This is a genomic window from Adhaeribacter radiodurans (assembly GCF_014075995.1).
GTDB lineage: Bacteria > Bacteroidota > Bacteroidia > Cytophagales > Hymenobacteraceae > Adhaeribacter > Adhaeribacter radiodurans.
The window spans coordinates 3,765,038-3,786,409 of record NZ_CP055153.1 but is presented as its reverse complement, the minus strand read 5'-3'; the positions used below and the strand labels follow the sequence as shown (position 1 = coordinate 3,786,409).

General features: G+C 41.9%; 14 protein-coding genes. 9 read left to right on the top strand and 5 right to left on the bottom strand.

The annotated features are described in order from the left end of the window. Window position 1: 1 nt before the first annotated feature. The gene (locus HUW48_RS15285) at window positions 2-826 is read right to left on the bottom strand and encodes a DUF481 domain-containing protein (protein WP_182411771.1); all 825 of its coding nucleotides are present in this window, start codon (window positions 824-826) and stop codon (window positions 2-4) included. 604 nt (window positions 827-1,430) lie between these two features. On the opposite strand from HUW48_RS15285, the gene HUW48_RS15280 reads away from it, so the two are divergent. Continuing rightward, complete coding sequence (locus tag HUW48_RS15280; protein WP_182411770.1) at window positions 1,431-1,811, top strand: ester cyclase; 381 nt, start codon at window positions 1,431-1,433, stop codon at window positions 1,809-1,811. 224 nt (window positions 1,812-2,035) lie between these two features. Here the strand turns inward: HUW48_RS15280 and HUW48_RS15275 are convergent, their stop codons facing one another. Beyond that, complete coding sequence (locus tag HUW48_RS15275; protein ID WP_182411769.1) at window positions 2,036-5,038, bottom strand: glycoside hydrolase family 3 N-terminal domain-containing protein; 3,003 nt, start codon at window positions 5,036-5,038, stop codon at window positions 2,036-2,038. A gap of 195 nt (window positions 5,039-5,233) precedes the next feature. After that, window positions 5,234-5,485 (bottom strand): hypothetical protein, encoded by a 252-nt coding sequence (locus tag HUW48_RS15270; RefSeq protein ID WP_182411768.1) that lies wholly within the window; start codon window positions 5,483-5,485, stop codon window positions 5,234-5,236. Window positions 5,486-5,962: 477 nt separating this feature from the next. On the opposite strand from HUW48_RS15270, the gene HUW48_RS15265 reads away from it, so the two are divergent. Beyond that, window positions 5,963-7,537: a hypothetical protein gene (locus tag HUW48_RS15265; protein ID WP_182411767.1), complete on the top strand. Its 1,575-nt coding sequence runs from the start codon at window positions 5,963-5,965 to the stop codon at window positions 7,535-7,537. Window positions 7,538-7,828: 291 nt separating this feature from the next. Here HUW48_RS15265 and HUW48_RS15260 read toward each other — a convergent pair whose 3' ends face one another. Next, window positions 7,829-9,373: a phosphatase PAP2 family protein gene (locus HUW48_RS15260; RefSeq protein WP_182411766.1), complete on the bottom strand. Its 1,545-nt coding sequence runs from the start codon at window positions 9,371-9,373 to the stop codon at window positions 7,829-7,831. Between the two features lie 10 nt (window positions 9,374-9,383). Further along, a complete protein-coding gene (locus HUW48_RS15255; RefSeq protein ID WP_182411765.1) occupies window positions 9,384-10,322 on the bottom strand; it encodes a hypothetical protein in 939 nt (312 codons plus the stop codon). Between the two features lie 705 nt (window positions 10,323-11,027). On the opposite strand from HUW48_RS15255, the gene HUW48_RS15250 reads away from it, so the two are divergent. From HUW48_RS15250 to HUW48_RS15220, 7 genes are all read left to right on the top strand, one after another. Further along, window positions 11,028-12,413, top strand: coding sequence for a Gfo/Idh/MocA family oxidoreductase (locus HUW48_RS15250; protein WP_182411764.1), 1,386 nt, complete (start codon window positions 11,028-11,030; stop codon window positions 12,411-12,413). A gap of 305 nt (window positions 12,414-12,718) precedes the next feature. Beyond that, window positions 12,719-15,286, top strand: coding sequence for a DUF7133 domain-containing protein (locus HUW48_RS15245; protein ID WP_182411763.1), 2,568 nt, complete (start codon window positions 12,719-12,721; stop codon window positions 15,284-15,286). A gap of 135 nt (window positions 15,287-15,421) precedes the next feature. Continuing rightward, window positions 15,422-16,480 carry a sugar phosphate isomerase/epimerase family protein gene (locus HUW48_RS15240; RefSeq protein ID WP_182411762.1) on the top strand — a complete coding sequence of 353 codons (1,059 nt, stop codon included), beginning with the start codon at window positions 15,422-15,424 and terminating at the stop codon, window positions 16,478-16,480. A 223-nt stretch (window positions 16,481-16,703) separates the two neighbouring features. Next, the gene (locus HUW48_RS15235; RefSeq protein ID WP_182411761.1) at window positions 16,704-17,162 is read left to right on the top strand and encodes a CoxG family protein; all 459 of its coding nucleotides are present in this window, start codon (window positions 16,704-16,706) and stop codon (window positions 17,160-17,162) included. Window positions 17,163-17,464: 302 nt separating this feature from the next. Next, window positions 17,465-17,947: a (2Fe-2S)-binding protein gene (locus HUW48_RS15230; protein WP_182411760.1), complete on the top strand. Its 483-nt coding sequence runs from the start codon at window positions 17,465-17,467 to the stop codon at window positions 17,945-17,947. Further along, entirely contained in the window at window positions 17,944-20,331 is a 2,388-nt protein-coding gene (locus HUW48_RS15225) for a xanthine dehydrogenase family protein molybdopterin-binding subunit (protein ID WP_182411759.1), read from the top strand. The genes HUW48_RS15230 and HUW48_RS15225 overlap by 4 nt, the downstream gene beginning before the upstream one ends. 54 nt (window positions 20,332-20,385) lie before the next feature. Further along, window positions 20,386-21,219: an FAD binding domain-containing protein gene (locus HUW48_RS15220; RefSeq protein WP_182411758.1), complete on the top strand. Its 834-nt coding sequence runs from the start codon at window positions 20,386-20,388 to the stop codon at window positions 21,217-21,219. Window positions 21,220-21,372 lie beyond the last annotated feature (153 nt).

Sequence of the window (21,372 nt, the reverse complement as noted above, 5' to 3'; positions counted from 1 at the left end):
GCTATTGACGGTTACCTATCGAAATACCAAACGTAAAGCGCGTATCATTTCGTTTCCGGGTAACATCCACCACACTTTCATAGGAGTTCTCAAAACTACCTCGCATACTTACCCACCGGTTTATTGGTAATTCTAAAGTTATTAAAGTATTCCAGCGTACATTCGAAAAATTATTGATGGCTGGTTGGTAAAAACTAATATGCGTGAGCCGCATTCTATCGTTTAAAAAAGAATGTTTTCCTTTTAACCGCATTGAATTTCGAACGATGGAAGTAGTAGGGCGTTCTTCAAAATTGGTAGATTCATAAATAACGGCATCGGTTAAGGACACATTATGGCGATCGTTTTGGAAGAGGCGGAAACCAACTCCAGCCCCAGCTAATTTACGCCAATCTATACCACGTAAATTGCTTCTTTCAATGGTTCCTAAGCCAAATACGTACACTTTCCGTTTCTTAAAAACATCTATAAATAAATCTACGTACGTGTCACGTTCGGCTAAAATCCGGTTCTGTTTGCCGTAAGTAAACCGCGGATTAGTAGAAATATTAATAGCTGGCCCGAGAAGATTAATTTCGGCGCGTAAAACCAATAAGCTGCGGTTTACATTACCCCGCGAAAAATTACCATCTCCAATAAATCGGTAACTTAAACTATCTAGAATAGCAGCTTTAGGTTTAGGAATACTATCTGCAGGCATGCCCAGGATAGAGTCTTGTCGGACCGGTGTACCAGTGGGTTGCTGGGCATTTGCACAAAAACCTAGAAAAATTAACGGTAACGCTAATAATAACCGGCAACAGTAAGGAGTAAAGCGTGTATTCATAGGCTCAAAGTAAAGCATTAGACTGGTTTAATAAAATTTTAGCCTAAAAGGAATGGAATAATAAAAAACGAAATTGATTAAGCTTGGCTTTTCCTCTTACGGGGTACCGGGTCTGTAATGTTTACTAAATTTTTGAAATTACTTTTAAAATAGTAAAAATTCAGGATTGCTATCTGCGTAACACACGTATTAAAAATATTAAATACCCATTTCGTTTTAAGCGATAGGTGTTTGAAGGTAGGTGAATATACAAAAGCAACTACTTTTTAAATAAAATACTTTTGAACAATGTTTTTATTTTGAATTAATCTTATATTTATATTAATATTCTTCAAGATACTTAATCCCTAAAAAGAGTAGTGAAGAGTATCTTTCCTGATCCTGCTCTTCCGGTTTATGTGCTTTTTAGTAAATCCGGAAATACGAACACTCTTTAGAATACCCTCTTATAATAATTTCTTCTATGAAACTTAGGGGGTAGGTAATTGGCTATAATGCGCCCTGTTTTGCTTTCAATAAAAATTTATTTCCATTCTTAACGGAGTTCTGAAAGACATATTTCCATTTCCTATACTATTTACCTAAACTTTAAAAAGAGAAAACTATGATGACTACCGAAGAAAGTCGCCAGTTTATTTTAGAGTATATTGGCGCCATTAGCAACAGCAAGTCCGAAGCAGTGATTGATAAATATGTAGCTGATCCGGAATTAAAAGGACATGTTTTATTCTTTGAAGCAGGTTTACCTAATTACCAGCTAATCCCAAAAGATATTATTACGGAAGGCAATAAAGTAGTTATTCGGTTTGTTCTGGAAGGCGAACACAAAGGTGACCTTTTTGGAATTCCACCAACTGGACGTAAAGTAAGTACAGAAGGCATTATTATTTATGAGGTGGATAATAACAAAATTGTTAAACATTGGATGCAAGCCGATTCGAATACCTTAATGCAGCAGCTAAGTGCCGTTAAAGTAAATAGCTGAATTTTTTGAACTGAATAAAAAAGCCATTGCCGTTTACAAACGGCAATGGCTTTTTTATATTAGCTTACCAGCTAAATATTTTTGTTTAATATCAGCTTAGAACTTATTACATAGTAAAGGAAAGTGATAAACCTATATTTATAAACTCAAAACCTAATAACCACCTTTCTATTTCTCTTATATGGAATTAAATTTACTAAATACAAAAACTTAAGCCGTACTAATTAACTTCTACTACGTGGCTTTTTAACCTTACTGGTTTTCAATTGACTATTAGCCAGTTTATTAGTGGTATTTAAAATTTTAGCGGTAGGTTTAATAATTGATTGATATACTACCTCCTGAATGGAGCCGCGCACGTTCATCTCCATTAATTTATTATTTACCCTTGGATTGACCCGGTTAGACAGAAATATAAACAATAAGTCGCTTTTAGGATCGGCCCAAACACAGGTTCCCGTAAAACCAGTATGGCCAAAGGTAGCCTCCGATGCACTTAAAGTTGGGTAAGGAGTTTTGCGAGTAGCATTATCTTTTTCCGGCTTATCAAAGCCTAATCCGCGGCGGCTTATGTTGCTGTGATAAGCGGTAAAAAAATAAATTGTTTCTTTTTTAAATAAACGGACACCGTTTAATTCGCCGCCATTTAATAATAACTGGTATAGCTTGGCTAAATCGTAAGCATTACTAAATAAACCGGCGTGTCCGGCCACCCCGCCAAAAAGAGCTGCTCCGGGATCATGCACATCGCCGCGAACTAACTGATTACGGAAAAAAGGCTCGTACTCGGTTGGAGCTATGCTGTTAAGTGGTAAATGTTCCCGCGGTTTAAAGGTGGTAGTCCTCATACCTAGCGGCAAATAAAAGGTACTCCGCACGTATTCATCTAAGGGTAATCCTGATATCTGGGCAACTACTTTACCTAAATAAATAAAATCATTATCGCTATAAACGTACGTATTGGCCGGACCTAATTTACTTTGAATAATCCGTTTAGATAAAGTATCGGCCCAATCCCGACGTAAATACATATCTTCTCCTACCCGGAATGGATACCTGGAATTGGCAACAGAGCTGTAAATTCCGGGTTTAGGTTTACCGGTTGCTTCATCCATGGTTTCTTTATAAAAGGTGATAAAAGCAATCAGGCCTGCCTGGTGGAGCAGAATATCTTTAATGGTAAGAGGCGCTTTATCTGAACCTTTCACCTCGGGTAAATAATCGCCGAGCGTTTTCTGCAAATCCAATTTCCCTTCTTCAAATAATTTCATAACTGCCATGGTAGTAGCCGAAATTTTAGTTACCGAAGCCAGGTCATAAACTGTTTCCAGGGTTATCGGTTCCTTTTTGTTATATTCAAGGTGTCCATACGCTCTATGAAAGGCAATTTTACCATTTTTAGCTACTAATATTACACAACCCGGAACAGCTCCCTTCGCAATGGCATTATTCGCCAAAGAATCAATCTGGTTTAATTTATTAGAGTCTAAACCCACCAGCTCAGGCGCAACGGTTGGTAAATTAAAATCAGTTTTAATGCCGCTGCCATATACATATTCCGGCGATACGGTCACAGGTAATTTTCCCTGAGTGGGAGTTATTCCTTTTAACACGTTTACCGCCACTTCCTGCATCACCTCATCGTCTTCGTATGCGGCAATTAAATTGCGGGCTCCTGCAAAGTTTTTTAGAGCATACGGATTGCCAAAAGCCAGGCTCAGGGTGTTGGGTATTTGCTGAATTTGCTGTAATAACTGGAGAGCTCCGGCACTTATCCCAAAATTATTCGCCGGATACCTTTGATACTGGTGTAAGCCCAGAATAATGGCGTCGTATTGTTTGCCTCGCAAAGAATTTAAAATAGCCCGCGCCTGAGTTGTATCGGATTTATAGCCTAAATAAAAGCACTCGGCCCCGTATGTTTGTTGCAATTGCTTTGCAAAATGGTTGGGTTCGGTAATGCCAATTCCCACATATGCTACTTTTTTACCTGGGGTTAAAGGTAGTACTGAAGGGTCGGTTTGCCGCACTAAAGTAATAGCCTGCTGGTAAATTTCTCTTTTAAGAATAGTTACCTGGGAGTTTAAGCCAGCCGCCAACCGGGTAGTATCAATAATTATTTTTTTATTTAAGCCTAAATTATATTTGGCCAGCAAAACTTTTTTTACTTTTTCATCTATTTCGGCCCAGGTAAGTCGGTGTTCGCGGCGGGCTTTCCGAATGGCTTTAATACTGGTTTCCACATCGCCGGGTAAGCAAAGCATGTCGTTACCAGCTATCAGAGATTGGACGGATGCTTCCCCTTGCGGGTAAAATTTAGTAACTCCTTTCATTTCCAAAGCATCGGTAAAGGTAAGCCCTTTAAAACCTAATTCACTACGAAGTAAGCCGCTCACGTTTATGCGGGAAAGTGAGGTTGCCTGGTTACGGATAGTATCGATAGTAGGGATATATAAGTGCGCTACCATAACGCTGCCCACGCCTTGCTGAATTAATTGCCGGAAAGGGTATAATTCCAGTTCCTCCAGTTGCGGCATGGTTTTATTAATAACCGGTAAGTCCAGGTGCGAATCTACAGCAACATCGCCGTGGCCCGGAAAATGCTTTAAGCAAGCCATTACGCCTTTATCCTGCATTCCTTTCATAATCTGGCCGGCGAATAAGGCAACTTTGTATTTATCCTCGCCCAAAGACCGGAAATTTATAACCGGATTGTCCGGGTTATTATTAATATCTACCACCGGAGCATAATCCACCTGAATACCCATTCGTTTGCATTGTTCGCCAATTGCACTACCAAGTTTGTACGCCAAAGATGCATCCGAAATGGCACCTAAGGTTAATTGGTTCGGAAAAGGAGTTACATCGGAAAAACGCATGCCCAAACCGGTTTCCCCATCCACGGTAACTAACAAGGGCGTTCTCGCCTGCGATTGCAGTTTGTTTAAAATGGCAGCGTGCTGCGTTGATTTTCCCTGGAAAAGGCACACGGAACCAATATTATATTTTTTTAAATCTTCCGCTACTTCTTTATCATAAAATGCCACCTCCGTGCCTTTTCGTTCGGACAGGCGGACAACCATTAATTGCGCTATTTTTTCGTTTTTAGATAAATGCTTAAACGTGCTATCCACCCAACGTTGGGCTGCCGGTGAGGTTTGTAAGAATTGCTGACCGGATGCCAGAATGGAATACAAGAAAAAAATAATGGTAAGAATATGCTTCATACAATAAACTGGTAGTGAAAATGAGTGGCGCAAATATGGGGTTTGTTTAAGATAGAACGGGTTAAGTTTACCTAAAATTTAATAAAATTTAAAAATGATTTTCATTTAAAAAGGAATAATGCGCCTGATTAGATAGAACCAGGTTATCTAAAAGAATAAAATTATTCAGAATGTACCAATGGTAAATAAAAACAATTAGTAGCCTCTTTTTGCCCGGGACTTTAATGCTTTAAATTCGTTTTTAGCTGCTTTTAACCGTTGGCGGGCGGCTTTTTCTCTCTGTTTCGCTTCTTTCAATTCAATCTTACGTAAATCAACTATTTCGGCCTGGGCGGCCACCCTCGGATCATTATAAGCCTTTCCCCGGAAAACAGAACAACCAAGTACAAGTGGCAAAATAAAAAAGAATATACAGATAGGGGCTTTTAAGGAATTTAGAATTTTCATTAGTATTAAATTATTCAAGTAAAGTGATCCATTCGTTTACAGGCTGTTAAAATCACAATTATCAGCACGCTGTAAATTTTAATGGTTTTTCTTTAGGTTTACTTATTTCAGACCAATTCCGTTGCAAAAGAATGATACCCTAATAGAAACACTATCTGTTCCTGAACTCCAAAAATCGCTAACGAAAAAGCACACTCACCTAAATTATCTGCTTTAAAAAATATTACTTACTAAAATATCGGTGTGGCAACCTTAAATGCTTTATCAGAAAAATTGGTAAGATTCCTGCATGAAAGATAAAACAAAAGGTAGAAGGCAGATAAAGTAAGGTTTGTTAATTACGTTAAATTGTATTTAACCTCTTTTAAGGTTATCTAAACTAATAAAATAAGTGCTAGCGTTCATTACTAAGTTATTTGCCTTTGTTCCCTTTAAAGTCTTTGTTACCTTTATAACCGTCCAAGCATTCATTCTTTCATGAGAAAAAGTGTTCTTCTTTTTTTTGCTGTCTTCTTTTTTCTATTTCAAGCAAGTGCCCAACAAGTAACTGTTCAAAATCCCAATTCAGGCAATCTCCAGCTTACTTTTCCTAATCAGCCAGGTTGGAACATTATAAAAGAGGGCCAAGCTTTACAATTTGATGTAAAAGCCACCGGTGGAAGTGGTACCCGTTTTCTTTATTCGCTCACCCAGGGTGGAATAGATGAGATGTCGTTTGATACTTTGGGCCATTTCTCCTGGACTCCCAGTTACGATTTTGTTGACCGCCTGGCTAAAGATAAAACGGTACAGTTAATTTTTGAGGCCAGAAACGAGAAAGACCAACGCGTAAAACAAGTAATTGACCTGAAGGTGGAGCATGTAAACCGGTCGCCTGTTATTGGCGAACTCAAGCCTTTTTATGTGCAATACGACGTAAACAATACCTATACTATTGAATCTTCGGCGATAAAAGATCCGGATAATGACCCGATTATAATTGTGCCTATTAGTAATAGCATGCCGGAAGGAGCCAAATTATCGGAACAAGGTGAGTTTACCTGGAAACCATCCAACACGCAGTTTAACCGGTTACGCAACAATCCTATAACCCTGGAGTTTTACGTAGAAGACCAACCATCCAAGGCCCGCACAAAAGGTCAGTTTCGCATAGAAGTTACCCAGCAGGACTTACCGCCCAGTATTCTGGTAATTCCTTCTCAAAAAAGATTCCGGTTTAAAGAAGATGCCACCCTTAACCTGAAGTTGCAAATAAATGACCCTAACGGCGAAAACGATATTACTACTTTTAACTTCCGTTCCGAAAGTTCGTTGGTTCCTGCCAGTGCTTTAGTAAAAAATTCTCCTTCGCAGTACGAATTTATCTGGCGGCCGGGTTACGACTTTGTAAAAGACCCACTGGATTCCATTACTTTTAGTCTTACTTTTTTTGCAATTGATAAATCGAATAAACAACAAGAGCGTACCGTAATGTTTTCTATTTTAAATGCGGTAAACGAAGTTGAAACAGATAGAAAACTTTACCAGGAATACCGCTCCTCTTTATTAAGAACCTGGGATTTAATTGAGCAGTTGAAGGTTGCCGAAAATGACTTAAAACGAAAGTATAACAAAGCCCGCAAAGGTAAAAAAGCGCGTTCGCTCACCAGTGCTACTCTGGGGGCAGGTACCGGTATTTCGCCATTAGTAATTGAAGTGCCCAATACTACTGAAAAAATTACCACCATTGGGGGCACTTTAGTGATGACCATTGGTACCCTGGAAGCCACCGAAGTAATTGGCCGCTCCACCAAAGACTTGGTAGAGCGCTTGAACTACATAATGGAAAAACGCAACGAACTGCAAACTAAAGGAGATATTTTTGCCCGTAAATATGGCCTTAAATCTTCGCGGCGCCGGCCCGAATTTGTTAACGATCGGGATGAATTGGTTGCTTTGTTAAGTTTGCGGGGGTTGGTTGCCTTAGAGTTAGACTCGGGCTGGCAAAATAAGAATAAGCCAACCAACGAAAACATAGCCAAAACCTTTAAGGACTTTAACCCGGAGAATTAATTTACTAATTGTGCTATAAACCTTTAAGTGGAGTTTAAGGATTAAAAGTAGAAACAGAAAAGACCTGGTAACTCAGGTCTTTTCTGTTTCTATTGTTTCAACAATTTTGAACCATTTTTTAACTGATTATACCAGATAGGAAGATAGCACCTGTGCCTGGAGGCTGGAACAGGCTCCAAAGAAAACGCTTACTAGCAAGCAAAATCTATAATAGCTTGCCGAAAAAAGCATAAAAAATCCCCTTCCTAAGTTTATGCCTTAGGAAGGGGATTTTGCTAAAATTGAAGAATTTTAATTAGCGCCGTCTATTTTTGCGCGTTCAATGGCGTAAGTACCAATTTTTTGGCCTGTTTCTAAACCAGCCTGGCAGTCGGAGCGGTAATGGATTCCACCGTACATTCTGGAGTCAGAGGCTTCCTGAGCCATGGCTTGGAATTCACCGGCGCGGGCCGGAATCAAATAACCTAAAACGGTAGCTGCTGCCCCGCTAAAAGTAGAATGACCCGAAGTATAGGCCGGGAAGTTAGGAACACCCGTTAAGGTTTTAATTTTTGAATCAAGCTGACAAGGACGCGCATTGAAGTAAAAATATTTGGTGTTCCAGCATAAAATAGCCGCATCCATTAACGAGGCGTTTAATAAAGCATAATTACGCGCCCAGCGTACTTCACTGTACTGGTGCTTTACAAATTCATCAGTGGCTATGGCATTCCAGTGTCCGGGAGGAGTATAAGTACCAGCACCATCGGCCCAGAAGTTTACAATCCGCATCCGTTCGCGGGTAGGATTTTGCGTATAATTTAAAACTTCATCCAGTTCTTTCCGCATTTGTTCTGAATTGGCTGAAGGGGGAGCCGCCGGCCGGATAGCAGGCACTTCGGTAACACTAAATAATAAAGGTTTTACGTTGCCAAAGGCGGGTAACATAGGTGGCCGCTTGGGAGTTTCGAGAGAAAACCAGGGCGTTTCACCTTTGGCTTTACAATCGTCTTCTAATTTAGTCCATAAGGCTTGGTTTCCACCGGCGGTGCCCATACCATCGGTTTTAGCTCTTTGAATTACTTTACGGGCTACCCAGCGGCCCAGAGAATCGCCGGCAACAATGTCGCTGCGTACATTAGCGCCGCTCCACAACCGGTAGTTTTTTTCTTCTTCGGCCATTTTAGTGATGTAAGCAATGTCCCCCGGAAATAACAATTTCATTATTTCAAAAGTAACTCCTGCCACTACCGCATCTTCGGAAGGATAAGAGGCTAAATCGCTTTTCGGAACGGCAGGGTTAAGCGAATTATCTACCTGGTAAGGAGCCACACGCTTAAACTCATTTTTAAAATGGTGCGACATTATTAAGGCATCGTACTGCGCCACGCTCACGTAGGCGTATGCCCGGGCAGCATAAGGCGGATTTGAAAAAGGAAAAGTAGGATAAGCAAACGGGTTAGCTGCGCTTGGTACGGGGTAAGTTTTATCGTCATTTTGGTAAGGAGGTAAATTATGCTTTGCCACTAAATCCCGCATAATTTCGTTCCACCGCAGTACGCTGCCTTCTTTCCAGTAATTAATAATTTTTTTCTGGTCGCTGGTTAAGTTAGCAGAGAGTTGCTTTACTTCTTGTAATTCTTGCTGGTAAGCCGGGGAAGAAGTAGGTTGTGGCGCCGGAACTGGAAAATCGGCGGCAGAAGCAACAATAAATGGAGTCCAACTACCTGCTTCTGCATCCGTTTTAACGGGTTGTAAGGCTGGGTAACTAGCATTGCTTTCAGTGATGTCTTTATCGCAGGATACTAAGTAAGTAAAGCAAATGCCAGAAAGTATATAAGTAAAAATCTTTTTCATTTAACCAGAATTAATTTTTTGCAGTTTTGGGAGAAAAATCAAATATGTAATCCACGCCGGCCATAAAGCCGGTAGCCTGGCCTACGTTGCGGCCAGCCAGGGTTCGCCAGGCATTGGCGTGAAAGCCAAAGGCAGGAAGTTTAGCTAAGTAATGTTTGCCTTCAATACCTACTTTGGTGCTATTCATTTGATTGCTCACAAAGGGCATATCGTTTTTTCGGATATCAAAACCACCGAAAGTAGTCATGTTGTCTACAAAGGCTTCGGCTATTAATAAACGGCTGCGGTAACCGGTACGTAGTTGAAAGTTACCCGCATCCGGCATTTTAACTTCGTGTGAATTAATCTGATGATCGGTATAGTAAGCCGGGCGATCAATTTCTACGTTGCTCCGGTGCAGGTAAGCGCCTGAAACAGTAAGAGTGAAGTTACTTACCCGTACATCGGCAATTAACCGGCCACTTAAAACCTGACTGCCTAAGCCAACGCACAGTGGTAAAAAGTCGATGTTATATTTGTTGGAAGGAGTAGAATAACCACCCACGGCAAACAGCGAAACTGTTTGGTGGCCAAATTGCTTTTGCCAAGGCAACCACTTCACAAAAACACCTGCATCCTGAAAGCCATCTAAACCACTTAATGTTCCTTTGGTAGCCTCGGTTTTAATGTATGGCAGAGATGCCATAAAATTTAAATTACTTCTGATTCCGTAATTTACCATCAGCATGGCCGATTTTGTAGATACCCGGCCCAAATTTTCGTTGTCGCGCTTAAATGTACCTTCCCAGTAATTGGTCCAGCTGTTATAACCAACGGAGCCAGCTACGCAAAATTTGCGTTGACCCATCATAATGGCATCTTGTTCGGTTTGTGCCTGGGCTAGAATAGGAATAAAGCTTACACAAAAAAGACTAAGTCTTGATAGGAGAGAGTAAAAATTTGTTTTCATGGATGATTAATAACAATGAGAATAAGAGTAATTAAAAGAATGGCAATTAATGTTTTATTGTGCCAGAAAGGCCAAAAAGGAGTGGATTAATGCATATAGTATAAAGCAAATGAATTAAATATTATAATTGTAAACTTTCAGCTACTGGTTTTTTGGAAAAATTGCTTGGATAGTAACTGCTTTAAAATCTTAAATTTATATTATTAGCATTACTTCCGCAAGGAGCAAAGGCAAAAGATACTCTTAAATATATAAAATTTTACATAAAGATAATTCAATTATAAAAAGGTTACACAAAGTTTAAAAAATCATAGAATTTTTTGTTAAATCTTTATTATTCAAGCTTTTTTACAACTTTAAGAAATATCGTATTATAAAATGCCATAATAAGTGATGCAGTACCAGTCTTTAATTAACAAATATTATGTTTCTGTAGGTGCTTGGTCCATTTACAATTTCCTGGCGGTGTCAATATTATTAGTAAAATAGAAAGCTTTGGCAACATCCGGTTTTTGCCTTCCTTAAACTTTATCTTATGTCCATTTTCATTTAATGGATAATCCATTTTAATTCTCTTTGTGCTATCAAGAATATTTGTATCTTGCTCGTTGGAAGTTTGGAGAAACAACTTTTAGTTTCATTTTTTGATCCATCCAACTGGCTTTATCGGATTATGCTTTCTACTAACCTTAAACCTATATTTACATGAGTGATTTTACTTTTAACCGGCGGCGTTTCTTAAAAGGAGCAACAGCGTCGATTGCCCTCACCGCACTAGGGGCACAAGGTATGAATTTCACTAATCCGCCTAAGCCGCTTCGGGTGGCTCTGATTGGTACGGGTTGGTACGGGAAAAGCGATTTGCTGCGCTTAATTCAAGTAGCTCCGGTAAACGTAGTAGCCTTATGCGACGTGGACAAAAATATGCTCGAAAAAGCCGCCGAACTGGTGAGCCAGCGGCAGCAATCGAAAAAGAAACCGAAACTTTACGGCGACTACAAGAAATTGCTGGCCGAAAACAAGCTCGATATAGTAGTGATTGGCACGCCCGACCACTGGCACGCTTTACAAACCATTGATGCCATTAAAGCGGGAGCCCACGTGTACGTGCAAAAACCCATTAGCAAAGACGTAATGGAAGGGGAAGCCATGGTGGCTGCCGCCCGTAAGTATAACAAAGTAGTGCAAGTAGGTACCCAACGTAAAAGTACCCCTCACTTAATTGATGCTAAGAAAAATATTGTAGACGCCGGTTTACTCGGAAAAATATCGCACGTAGAAATGTGCTGTTACTTTCACATGCGAGCCAACGGCAACCCGCCCGAACAACCAGTACCAGCATTTTTAGATTACGAAATGTGGACCGGGCCTGCCCCGTTGCGTCCTTACGACGGATTACCGCACGTTCGGTGGTGGCGTACCTTTATGGAATACGGCAATGGTATAATGGGGGATATGTGTATTCACATGTTTGATACCGCCCGCTGGATGTTAAACCTTGGGTGGCCGAAGAAGATTAGTTCTACCGGAGGTATTTACGTGCAAAAAGAAGGTAAATCTAATATTGCCGATACCCAGTATGCTTTGTTTGAGTACGACGGACTGAATTGCGTGTGGCAGCACCGGAGTTGGGGAGCACCGGCCAATCCTGAGTATCCCTGGTCTTTAACTTTGTACGGCGACAAAGGAACCTTATTTGCCTCTACCATGCAATGCGATTTTGTTCCGGTTGGCGAAGGTGGTGAAAGCAAGAAAGTTCACATAGATGTGGTATACGAAAAAGAAAAGTATCCCGAAGATGTAACGGAACCCACCGAACCAAAAATTGAATTAAATGCCGCTCCCGCCACGCGCCTGCACATGCGCGACTTCCTGGCAGCTATCGAAAAAGGCAGTCGTCCGGTAGCTGATATCGAGGAGGGCCATATTTCCACGGCAAGTTGCCTTTTAGCTAATATATCGATGCAATTAGGCCGGCCTTTGGTTTATGACCCGAAGAAAAGAGAAGTAGTAGGTGATCCCGAAGCGACCGCTTTATTAAAGAAACCGTACCGTCAACCTTATGTGCATCCTGATCCGAACCAGGTATAGGTTGGAAAAGAGTACTTAAACACAATCCTAGTTTATTCTTGTTTCTGGCTGTTGGCGGTTAGGGGCAAGAATAAATTTTTAGAGAATATATTCTTTAATAATAGTTGTGCCTGATTTAATTACATAGTTTTAGTAAAAGATGGGATAGGTTAAAATTTAACTTAAGTGGAAGGTAGTTGTGCGGCTTTAGTAAATAAAGAAAAACACAACAAAATTTACTAAAACGTTGGTGAGGGGCTTAAGCCTAAGAGACTAAAAACCTATTAAGCAAGGCATACAAAAAAAGTAAAGCAATTTCAGCAACTATGTGGAAGCGCATTTATCAAATTTGCTTTTTAGGATTAGGTCTTTGGGGACTTACTGGCTGCGTCAATCCGGGTACCAAAAATAAACCCGACGAAGGTCCATCGCCCCCTAAAACTCCAGCCGAAGAATTATCTACCTTTCAGTTAGAATCCGGATTAAATATTCAATTGGTGGCTTCGGAGCCGATGGTTCAGGACCCGGTAGTAATTGCTTTTGACGCCGATGGCCGCCTCTGGACCGTAGAAATGCGCGGATTTATGCCTGCCATTGATGGTGCTGGGGAAAAAGAACGGGTAGGTCGGGTATCGGTGCTGCAAGATACCAACGGCGACGGCAAAATGGATAAAAGCACCATTTACCTCGATAGCTTAATCATGCCCCGCGCTTTGGCTTTTGTACCAGGCGGCGCTTTAGTAGCAGAAAATGGTTCTTTATGGCTCACACAGGATTTAAACAATGATTTAAAAGCCGATACGAAAACGCTTATTGATTCTACTTATGCGGGAAGCGCTTTGCCGGAACATTCCGGTAACGGGCTTTGGCGCGATACAGATAATTGGTATTACAACGCCAAATCTCGGTTGCGCTACCGTTTGAACAATGGTAAGTGGGAGCGGGATAGCACTGAGTTCCGGGGACAATGGGGTATCAGCCAGGACGATGAAGGCCGTTTATATTACAATTACAATTGGTCGCAGTTACACGCCGACTTGGTTCCCGCGAATTATTTAAACCGGAATAAAAACCACAAGCCTACCACGGGTATTGATCATGGATTAACTGTTGATCGCCGCATTTATCCCATCCGGCCTAATCCGGCAGTAAACCGCGGCTACATACCGGGTACCTTAGATAAAGAAGGCCGCTTGCTTGAATTTACAGCTGCTTGTTCGCCTTGTGTTTACCGGGGTAATACATTGCCCCAGGAATACTACAGCAACGTTTTTGTGTGCGAACCATCCGGTAATTTAATAAAACGCAACGTGGTTGAAGACAATGGAATCATGCTTTCGGCGCACGATCCGCATCCGGGAAAAGAATTTCTGGCTTCTACCGACGAACGTTTCCGGCCCGTTTATATAACCAGCGGCCCAGACGGGGCTCTTTATATTGCCGATATGTACCGCGGATTAGTACAACACGGCGCTTATATCACACCGTACCTGAAAGAGCAAACGCTCATCCGGAAATTAGTGCAACCCATTAATAGAGGCCGTATCTGGCGGATTGTACCGGAAAAAGGAAAATTATCGAATGTACCCAAACTTTCTACCGCTACCACCAACGAATTAGTAAATTATTTATCGCACCCAAATGGCTGGTACCGGGATATGGCCCAGAGGCTGCTCGTGGAGCAAAACAATGCCGAGGCAGTTCCTGCCTTAACGAAGGTAGCCGCTAAAGGCGAAAATAACCTGGGCCGTTTTCATGCCTTATGGACGCTGTCCGGAATAAAAAAAGATCAACCCGATTTGCTGCTAAGTTTAGTATCGGACCAAGACCCATTGGTGCGCACCACTGCCTTGCGTTTACTGGAGCCCTTGGCAAAAGGAGATAAAACTATTCAGGAGAAACTTGGAAGCGTGCTTGTACAGGAATGGGAAAATGCGCCTATAGAACAAATTCTGCAAATAGCCTTGTCTGCTTCCAGCCTCGACGCGAAAGTAGCGCATACCTTACTTGCCGGCATTGCCGAAAAATACGGTTCTTCGGCCTTAATCCGCGATGCGGTGCTTAGTAGTTTACCCGACCAGGAATTTACTTTTTTGCAAAAAATATGGCAAATACCTGCCTGGCAAACGGCGGACCCGGCTAAAGAAATTTTCTTGGAAATGCTGGCCACCGCTATCATGAAAAAGCGCGACCAAAAGGAATTGGCTTCGCTATTAGCTTTATTAGATAAAAATAGTAAATCTCTTAGTTGGCGGAAAAATGCGGTGATTACGGGCTTGTCGATGAGTGGTTATTCAGGAAAATTGCCGCCTATTCAATTAGCTATAGCCCCGGCCATATTCACAAATACAGCTTCTGATATTGAGCCCGCCCGTTTGGAAGTTTTAACTAAACAATTTCAATGGCCCGGTCATACGATAAAACCAGCCAGTGAAACCTCCGCCAAAACAAATCTTTTAAATGAAGAACAACAGCAATTATTCGCTTTGGGACGTCAGCATTTTCTTACTACTTGTGCGGGTTGCCATGGTACGAAAGGCGAGGGTTTAAACCGGTTTGCGCCTCCTTTGGTAGGTTCTGATTGGGTGCTGGGTGATGAAAAGCGCTTAGCCTTAATTGTTTTGCACGGCATGGAAGGAGCCGTAGAGGTAGCAGGTAAAATATACGATGCCCCGGAAATTTTACCAGTAATGCCTGCCCACTCCACCATGGACGATGCGGCTATTACGGCTATTTTAACTTACATCCGGAACGAATGGGGAAATAACGCGGGTCCGGTGGGCAAACGTACTGTAGGCGCCACTCGCTTAACATCGCAGGGTCGGGTAGTTCCCTGGAAAGCCGAAGAGTTGAAAAAGTACGTTCTGGAAACGAAAGCGACAGAGGCGAAGTAGTTGGTTTTCAGGATAATATAAATAAGTTAATTTCCTGTTTTAATGAATCAGATAGCTGATTTGGTTACTAAATTTTTACTTTTTTAGAAATAAACCTTTGGTTCATACTACCACTTATAAAGCCTATACTTACTAATGAACAGACGAGACTTTTTACATAAAGCTTCTATTGGTGCTGTAGCACTAGCCATTCCGAATTCATTTTCTTTTTTTAAAGAAGTGCCCATGGGAATAGTGGTGCATTCGTACGGGAGCCGTTGGAATTCCAAAACGCCGAGTGCCAAATATCCGGGCTTTACCAATGCGGTCGAGCTTCTGGAACACTGCCATAAAATTGGTGCGGGTGGGGTACAAGTGGTAGTAAAAGAATGGACAAACGAATTTGCTAAAAAAGTGCGGGACCGGCGTGAGAAATTAGGCCTTTACGTAGAGGGGTCTATTGGCGTACCCACTAAGCCGGAAGCGGTACCTGCTTTTGAGCAGGAAGTTAAAAATGCCAAAGAAGCCGGCATGCAAATTCTCCGCACGGTATGTTCGGCCGGGCGACGCTACGAAACGTATCACTCGGCTGAAGCCTTTACGGAGCTTCAGAAAAACGCCCTGAAATCTTTACAATTAGCGGAACCTGTTTTGCGCAAGCATAAAATGAAACTAGCCGTTGAGAACCATAAAGACTGGCGGGCAAAAGAGCTGGAATCTTTGCTAAAACAAGTAAACAGCGAATGGATAGGCGTTACCCTGGATTTTGGCAATAGCATTTCTTTGCTCGAAGATCCTATGGAAGTAATTCAAACTCTGGTGCCCTACGTATTTACCACTCACGTAAAGGATATGGGCTTAGATGAATACCCCGATGGATTCTTGTTATCGGAAGTGCCCTTAGGAAAAGGTATCCTGGATTTACCAAAAATTTATGCGCTATGCCGGCAGCATAATCCTAACGTAACCTTTAACCTGGAAATGATTACCCGCGACCCATTGGAAATACCTTGCCTGAAAGAAGATTACTGGGCAACTTTTTCGGGAGTACCGGGTACTGATTTAGCCCGTACCCTGCGAATGGTGCGCCAGCAAAAATATTCTGCTGGCTTACCGCGGGTTTCGCAACTCACCTCCGAAGAACGTTTAGCCGCAGAAGAAAACAACATTCTTGCTTGTCTGGCCTACAGCAATACTAAATTAGGGCTTAAATAAGGTTGCCCTCCACAAAAATGTAAAAACATTTGTTGCTATTTCTATTTTATTTTGTAATTTTCTAAAAACCAATAAATAAAAATTATATAAGAAATAATTGGTTAAGCAATTTACACCATCTTTAATCTTGCTTAATTAACGTAGTTAAATGGGTTTCTTTAGCTAGGAGATAATCCGTTTATTAGTAAATTATGGTTAATAATTAGTTTGCTACTTCTATACTATGTTGCTCACCGGAAAAAAAGTTTTAAATGCATCTCCCGCTAAAGTTTGGGAAAAGCTAATGGACACCGACACACTGGCCAGAATAATGCCTGGAATAAGCACCATTGAGCGTATAGGCGAAAATTCTTTTATCTCCACTGTGCAAATTAAACTGGGTCCGGTAAACGGTTCTTTTTCGGGTAATATGCAATTAGAAGATATTACGGAACAAAGAGCCTTCACCATAAAAGTACAGCAAACCAGTAAAGTAGGGAATGCCAACGCGGCAGTTAAAGTAAATTTATTACCGGTAGAGGATACCCGCACCGAATTAGAATTTAATGGTGATGTAAAACTATCTGGATTGTTGGCTGGTATGGGGCAACGGGTTATTGGGGGTGTTTCCAATACTTTAACGAATCAGTTTTTTACTAATCTGGAGAAAGAACTTGCCTCTTCTTCCCCGGAAGCAGCATAAAAGCTGATTACGAAATTCCAGATTATATTACCTAGTGTATCTGAATACCATATCCTTTATATAAAACACTTTTAAAAGGTAAACCATCTATTTGTTAAAGCACAATCAGTAAAAGTTTACTTGCATAATGCGTTAAAGCCTTTTACAAATAATTAGAATTTGGTGCGCTAGATTGTTAGCAGCCAAAGTGTTGCATAATGCAGGTTTCTTAAGAATAGGTTTTAGCCATTCTTAAGCAGGGTTAAGAGTAACGAAGTTAATCTAAGATTTACTATATATTTCTTACATCTAAAACCATAACTATGCAAATCCAGGTAAAAGTTAATGGCGCTGACTACACCCACGAAGTTGAGCCGCGTTTATTGTTGGTGCATTTCCTAAGAGATGTGCTGCACCTTACGGGAACCCACATTGGTTGTGATACCAGTATTTGCGGAGCGTGTACCATTCTGGTTAATGGTAAATCTACTAAAAGCTGTACCATGTTTGCCGTTCAGGCCGATGGCTGTGAATTAACCACCGTGGAAGGACTATCCCAAAACGGAGAATTGCATCCTTTGCAGGAAGGTTTTAAAGAAATGCATGGTCTGCAGTGTGGTTTTTGTACCCCTGGCATTTTAATGAATATGGTAAACTTCCTGGAGCACCATCCCAATCCATCGGAAGAAGAAATCCGTCATGCACTAAAAGGAAATTTATGCCGGTGCACCGGTTACCAGAATATTGTTAAATCGGTACAATACGCCGCTACCAAAATGTTAAAGAATGAGGAGGTACCGGCATGAGCACTACAAACGGTATTATCGGAAAATCCGTGAAACGGGTAGAAGATAAAAGATTTATTACCGGCAAGGGCAGATATACCGATGATATAGTGCTGCCTTTACAAACGTATGCCTCTTTTGTTAGAAGCCCCTACGCCCATGCAAAAATTTTAGGGGTTGACACGGAAATTGCGCAAGCCATGCCCGGGGTAATAAAAATTTACACGGGTGCCGATGTTGCTGATATAAATGGAGTTCCGTGCGGCTGGCAGGTAAACTTTAAAAACGGCGATACCATGAAGGAGCCTAAGCATGCCTTACTGGTCGCGGATAAGGCAAGGTATGTAGGTGATGCAGTAGCTGTAGTTATTGCCGAAACCCGCGAACAAGCAAAAGATGCCGCCCAAATGGTAGTAGTAGATTACGAAGAACTACCCGTGGTGGTGGATGCCGCCGAGGCAGTAAAAGCAGGTGCTCCGCTCGTGCATGATTCGGTCCCGAATAATATGTGTTATGATTGGGAGTTGGGTAATCCAAAAGAAGAAGTTAACGAGGCACTAGCAGCAACAGCCCACATTACTACCCTGGAGTTCGTTAACCAACGGATGATTCCCAATGCCATAGAGCCACGCAGTTATAATGCCTCCTATGATGCTACCAGCGAAAAATATACCTTATATACCAGCACCCAAAATCCACATGTTATTCGGTTGCTGATGTGTGCCTTTGTTTTAGGCATTCCGGAACATAAAGTAAGAGTAGTAGGTCCGGATGTAGGGGGCGGGTTTGGTAGCAAAATTTTCCACTATACCGAAGAAGCACTTTTAACCTGGGCATCAAAGAATATAAACCGGCCAATTAAATGGACAGCCGAGCGGACAGAAAGCTTTTTAACCGATGCCCACGGCCGCGACCATGTAACCAAAGCCGAAATGGGTTTTGATACTACCGGTAAAATAGTAGGTCTGCGGATAAAAACTTTCGCCAATCTGGGTGCTTACCTTTCTACATTCGGTCCTTGTATTCCTACTTATTTGCATGGTACCTTATTGCAAGGCCTGTATACTACACCTAAAATTAATGTAGATGTTACGGCCGTATTCACCAATACCACTCCGGTGGATGCTTATCGGGGAGCCGGACGGCCCGAAGCAACTTATCTTTTGGAACGCTTACTTGATTTAGCCGCTCATGAAATGGAGATGGATCCTGCTGAACTCCGGTTACGAAATTTTATTCCGCCTTTTGATGGGGTAAACCAGCCTGGTTATCAAACCCAGGTAGCTTTGCAATACGACAGCGGGAATTACGAAGGAGTACTTTATAAAGGCTTGGAAATACTGGGGTACAAAGAATTCCGTCAGAAACAGCAGGAATCCGCTCAGAATGGCAAATTACTAGGAGTTGGCTTTTCCACTTATATCGAAGCCTGTGGACTCGCTCCTTCTGCCGTGGCAGGAGCCTTGGGTGCCCGGGCCGGGTTATACGAGATGGGGCATGTACGGGTGCAACCTACCGGTAAAGTAACGGTGTTTACGGGAACGCATGGTCATGGCCAGGGTCATGAAACAACATTCGCGCAAGTGGTGGCCAGCAGGTTAGGAATTCCCATGGAAGATATTGAAATAGTACATGGTGATACTGATGCGATGGCCTTTGGGATGGGTACCTATGGTTCTAGGAGTCTTGCTGTAGGTGGCTCGGCAATTGTTAAAAGTATTGATAAAATTATCGAAAAAGGCAAGAAAATAGCCGCTCACCGATTGGAGGCCAGTGCCGACGACATGGAATTTGAGGAAGGTAAATTTACAGTAAAAGGAACGGACAAGTCGGTAAGTTTCGGCGATGTAGCTTTAACGGCCTATGTACCGCATGTCTACCCTCCGGATTTAGAACCCGGTTTAGACTTCAGCAGCTTCTATGACCCCACTAATTTTACTTACCCCTTTGGCTGCCACATTGCTGTTGTGGAAGTAGAAAAAGAAACCGGCAAAGTAAAGCTGCAACGGTTTATTGCCGTGGATGATGTAGGAAATATAGTTAACCCCATGATTGTGGAAGGCCAGATTCATGGGGGAGTAGCTCAGGGAGTAGGGCAGGCCTTGTACGAAGGGGCAGAGTACGATAGCAATGGGCAATTGACTAATGCCTCTTACATGGATTATTGTATGCCCCGGGCCGATGACTTGCCTATGTTCGAAACGACAAACCAGATTACCCCATGCCCGCATAACCCACTAGGCGTGAAAGGTGCCGGGGAAGCAGGTACCATTGGTTCTACCCCGGCCGTAGTGAATGCCGTAATTGATGCCCTATGGAGCGGCGGGCACAAAGTGAAGGACATTCGTATGCCTTTAACCCCTGAAAGAGTGTGGCGAGCCATGCAAACCACAAAAAACGGCTAACCTCAAAATTATCAAAAAATCACATTTGGTTTATTCACCATTTAATTCAGTAAAATGATACCAGCTGCCTTTGAATATAAAAAAGTTCATACCATAGAAGATGCCATTGCGTCTCTTGGTCAGGAGGAAAGTAAGTTACTCGCTGGAGGTTACAGCCTTATTCCTTCCATGAAACTGCGCTTAAACCAACCTTCCTTGTTAATTGATATCGGCGATATTCCCGACCTGAAAGGAATACGAGAAGAAGATGGAGAAATTGTTATAAATGCCGGTACTACCCACCACGATATCCTGTTTAGTGACTTAATTGAAAATAAGCTTCCATTCTTTCACCAAGCGGCCAGCATGATTGGTGATGAACAGGTGCGCAACCGGGGAACAATTGGCGGCAGCCTGGCCCACGCCGATCCGGCCGCTGATTGGCCAGCCTTGGTATTGGCTGCGGATGCTACGATTGAAGTAGTTGGAAGCGAGGGTAAAAGAAGTCTTAAAGCAACTGAATTTTTTACCGGTCTTTTTTCAACCGCCTTACAGGAAAACGAAATAATTACAGCTATCCGGATTCCTATACCAGCCGAAGGCTTTAAATCAATTTACTTAAAGTTTGAAAATCCCGCTTCCCGGTTTGCTATTGTGGGCTGTGCCGTACTGCGTTATGCCGATAGAAAAACAAATATTGCTTTTACCGGCGTAGCCGATTTTGCCTTCCGCGATGCGGGGGCAGAGCAGGTTATTTCAGGTAAAATAATAGACGACGCTACCATTAAGGAGGCGGTTAATGCTGCTTTAACCGGGGCAAATATCTTAAGCGATAATTTTGCCTCAGAAGAATACCGTAAACATTTGGCGGGTGTATATCTAAAAAGGGCTTTGCAAGAAGTTGCTTAATTATTGAGCGAAGTAAAATTCTGTTGTTTGAATAGTATAAGTAAAAGTCATTAGGGTTCAGTTATTAAAACAATGACTTGAACCTCATTGACTTTTACTAATTCATTATTTAATTAAAATTCATAGGAGAATAATTTTTACCTGATTTTTAAA

What these genes read in the sequence shown, in the direction of transcription:
- HUW48_RS15285 (WP_182411771.1), bottom strand. Translation starts at nt 826, where the DNA reads ATGAATACACGCTTTACTCCTTACTGTTGCCGGTTATTATTAGCGTTA.
- HUW48_RS15280 (WP_182411770.1), top strand. Translation starts at nt 1,431, where the DNA reads ATGATGACTACCGAAGAAAGTCGCCAGTTTATTTTAGAGTATATTGGC.
- HUW48_RS15275 (WP_182411769.1), bottom strand. Translation starts at nt 5,038, where the DNA reads ATGAAGCATATTCTTACCATTATTTTTTTCTTGTATTCCATTCTGGCA.
- HUW48_RS15270 (WP_182411768.1), bottom strand. Translation starts at nt 5,485, where the DNA reads ATGAAAATTCTAAATTCCTTAAAAGCCCCTATCTGTATATTCTTTTTT.
- HUW48_RS15265 (WP_182411767.1), top strand. Translation starts at nt 5,963, where the DNA reads ATGAGAAAAAGTGTTCTTCTTTTTTTTGCTGTCTTCTTTTTTCTATTT.
- HUW48_RS15260 (WP_182411766.1), bottom strand. Translation starts at nt 9,373, where the DNA reads ATGAAAAAGATTTTTACTTATATACTTTCTGGCATTTGCTTTACTTAC.
- HUW48_RS15255 (WP_182411765.1), bottom strand. Translation starts at nt 10,322, where the DNA reads ATGAAAACAAATTTTTACTCTCTCCTATCAAGACTTAGTCTTTTTTGT.
- HUW48_RS15250 (WP_182411764.1), top strand. Translation starts at nt 11,028, where the DNA reads ATGAGTGATTTTACTTTTAACCGGCGGCGTTTCTTAAAAGGAGCAACA.
- HUW48_RS15245 (WP_182411763.1), top strand. Translation starts at nt 12,719, where the DNA reads ATGTGGAAGCGCATTTATCAAATTTGCTTTTTAGGATTAGGTCTTTGG.
- HUW48_RS15240 (WP_182411762.1), top strand. Translation starts at nt 15,422, where the DNA reads ATGAACAGACGAGACTTTTTACATAAAGCTTCTATTGGTGCTGTAGCA.
- HUW48_RS15235 (WP_182411761.1), top strand. Translation starts at nt 16,704, where the DNA reads ATGTTGCTCACCGGAAAAAAAGTTTTAAATGCATCTCCCGCTAAAGTT.
- HUW48_RS15230 (WP_182411760.1), top strand. Translation starts at nt 17,465, where the DNA reads ATGCAAATCCAGGTAAAAGTTAATGGCGCTGACTACACCCACGAAGTT.
- HUW48_RS15225 (WP_182411759.1), top strand. Translation starts at nt 17,944, where the DNA reads ATGAGCACTACAAACGGTATTATCGGAAAATCCGTGAAACGGGTAGAA.
- HUW48_RS15220 (WP_182411758.1), top strand. Translation starts at nt 20,386, where the DNA reads ATGATACCAGCTGCCTTTGAATATAAAAAAGTTCATACCATAGAAGAT.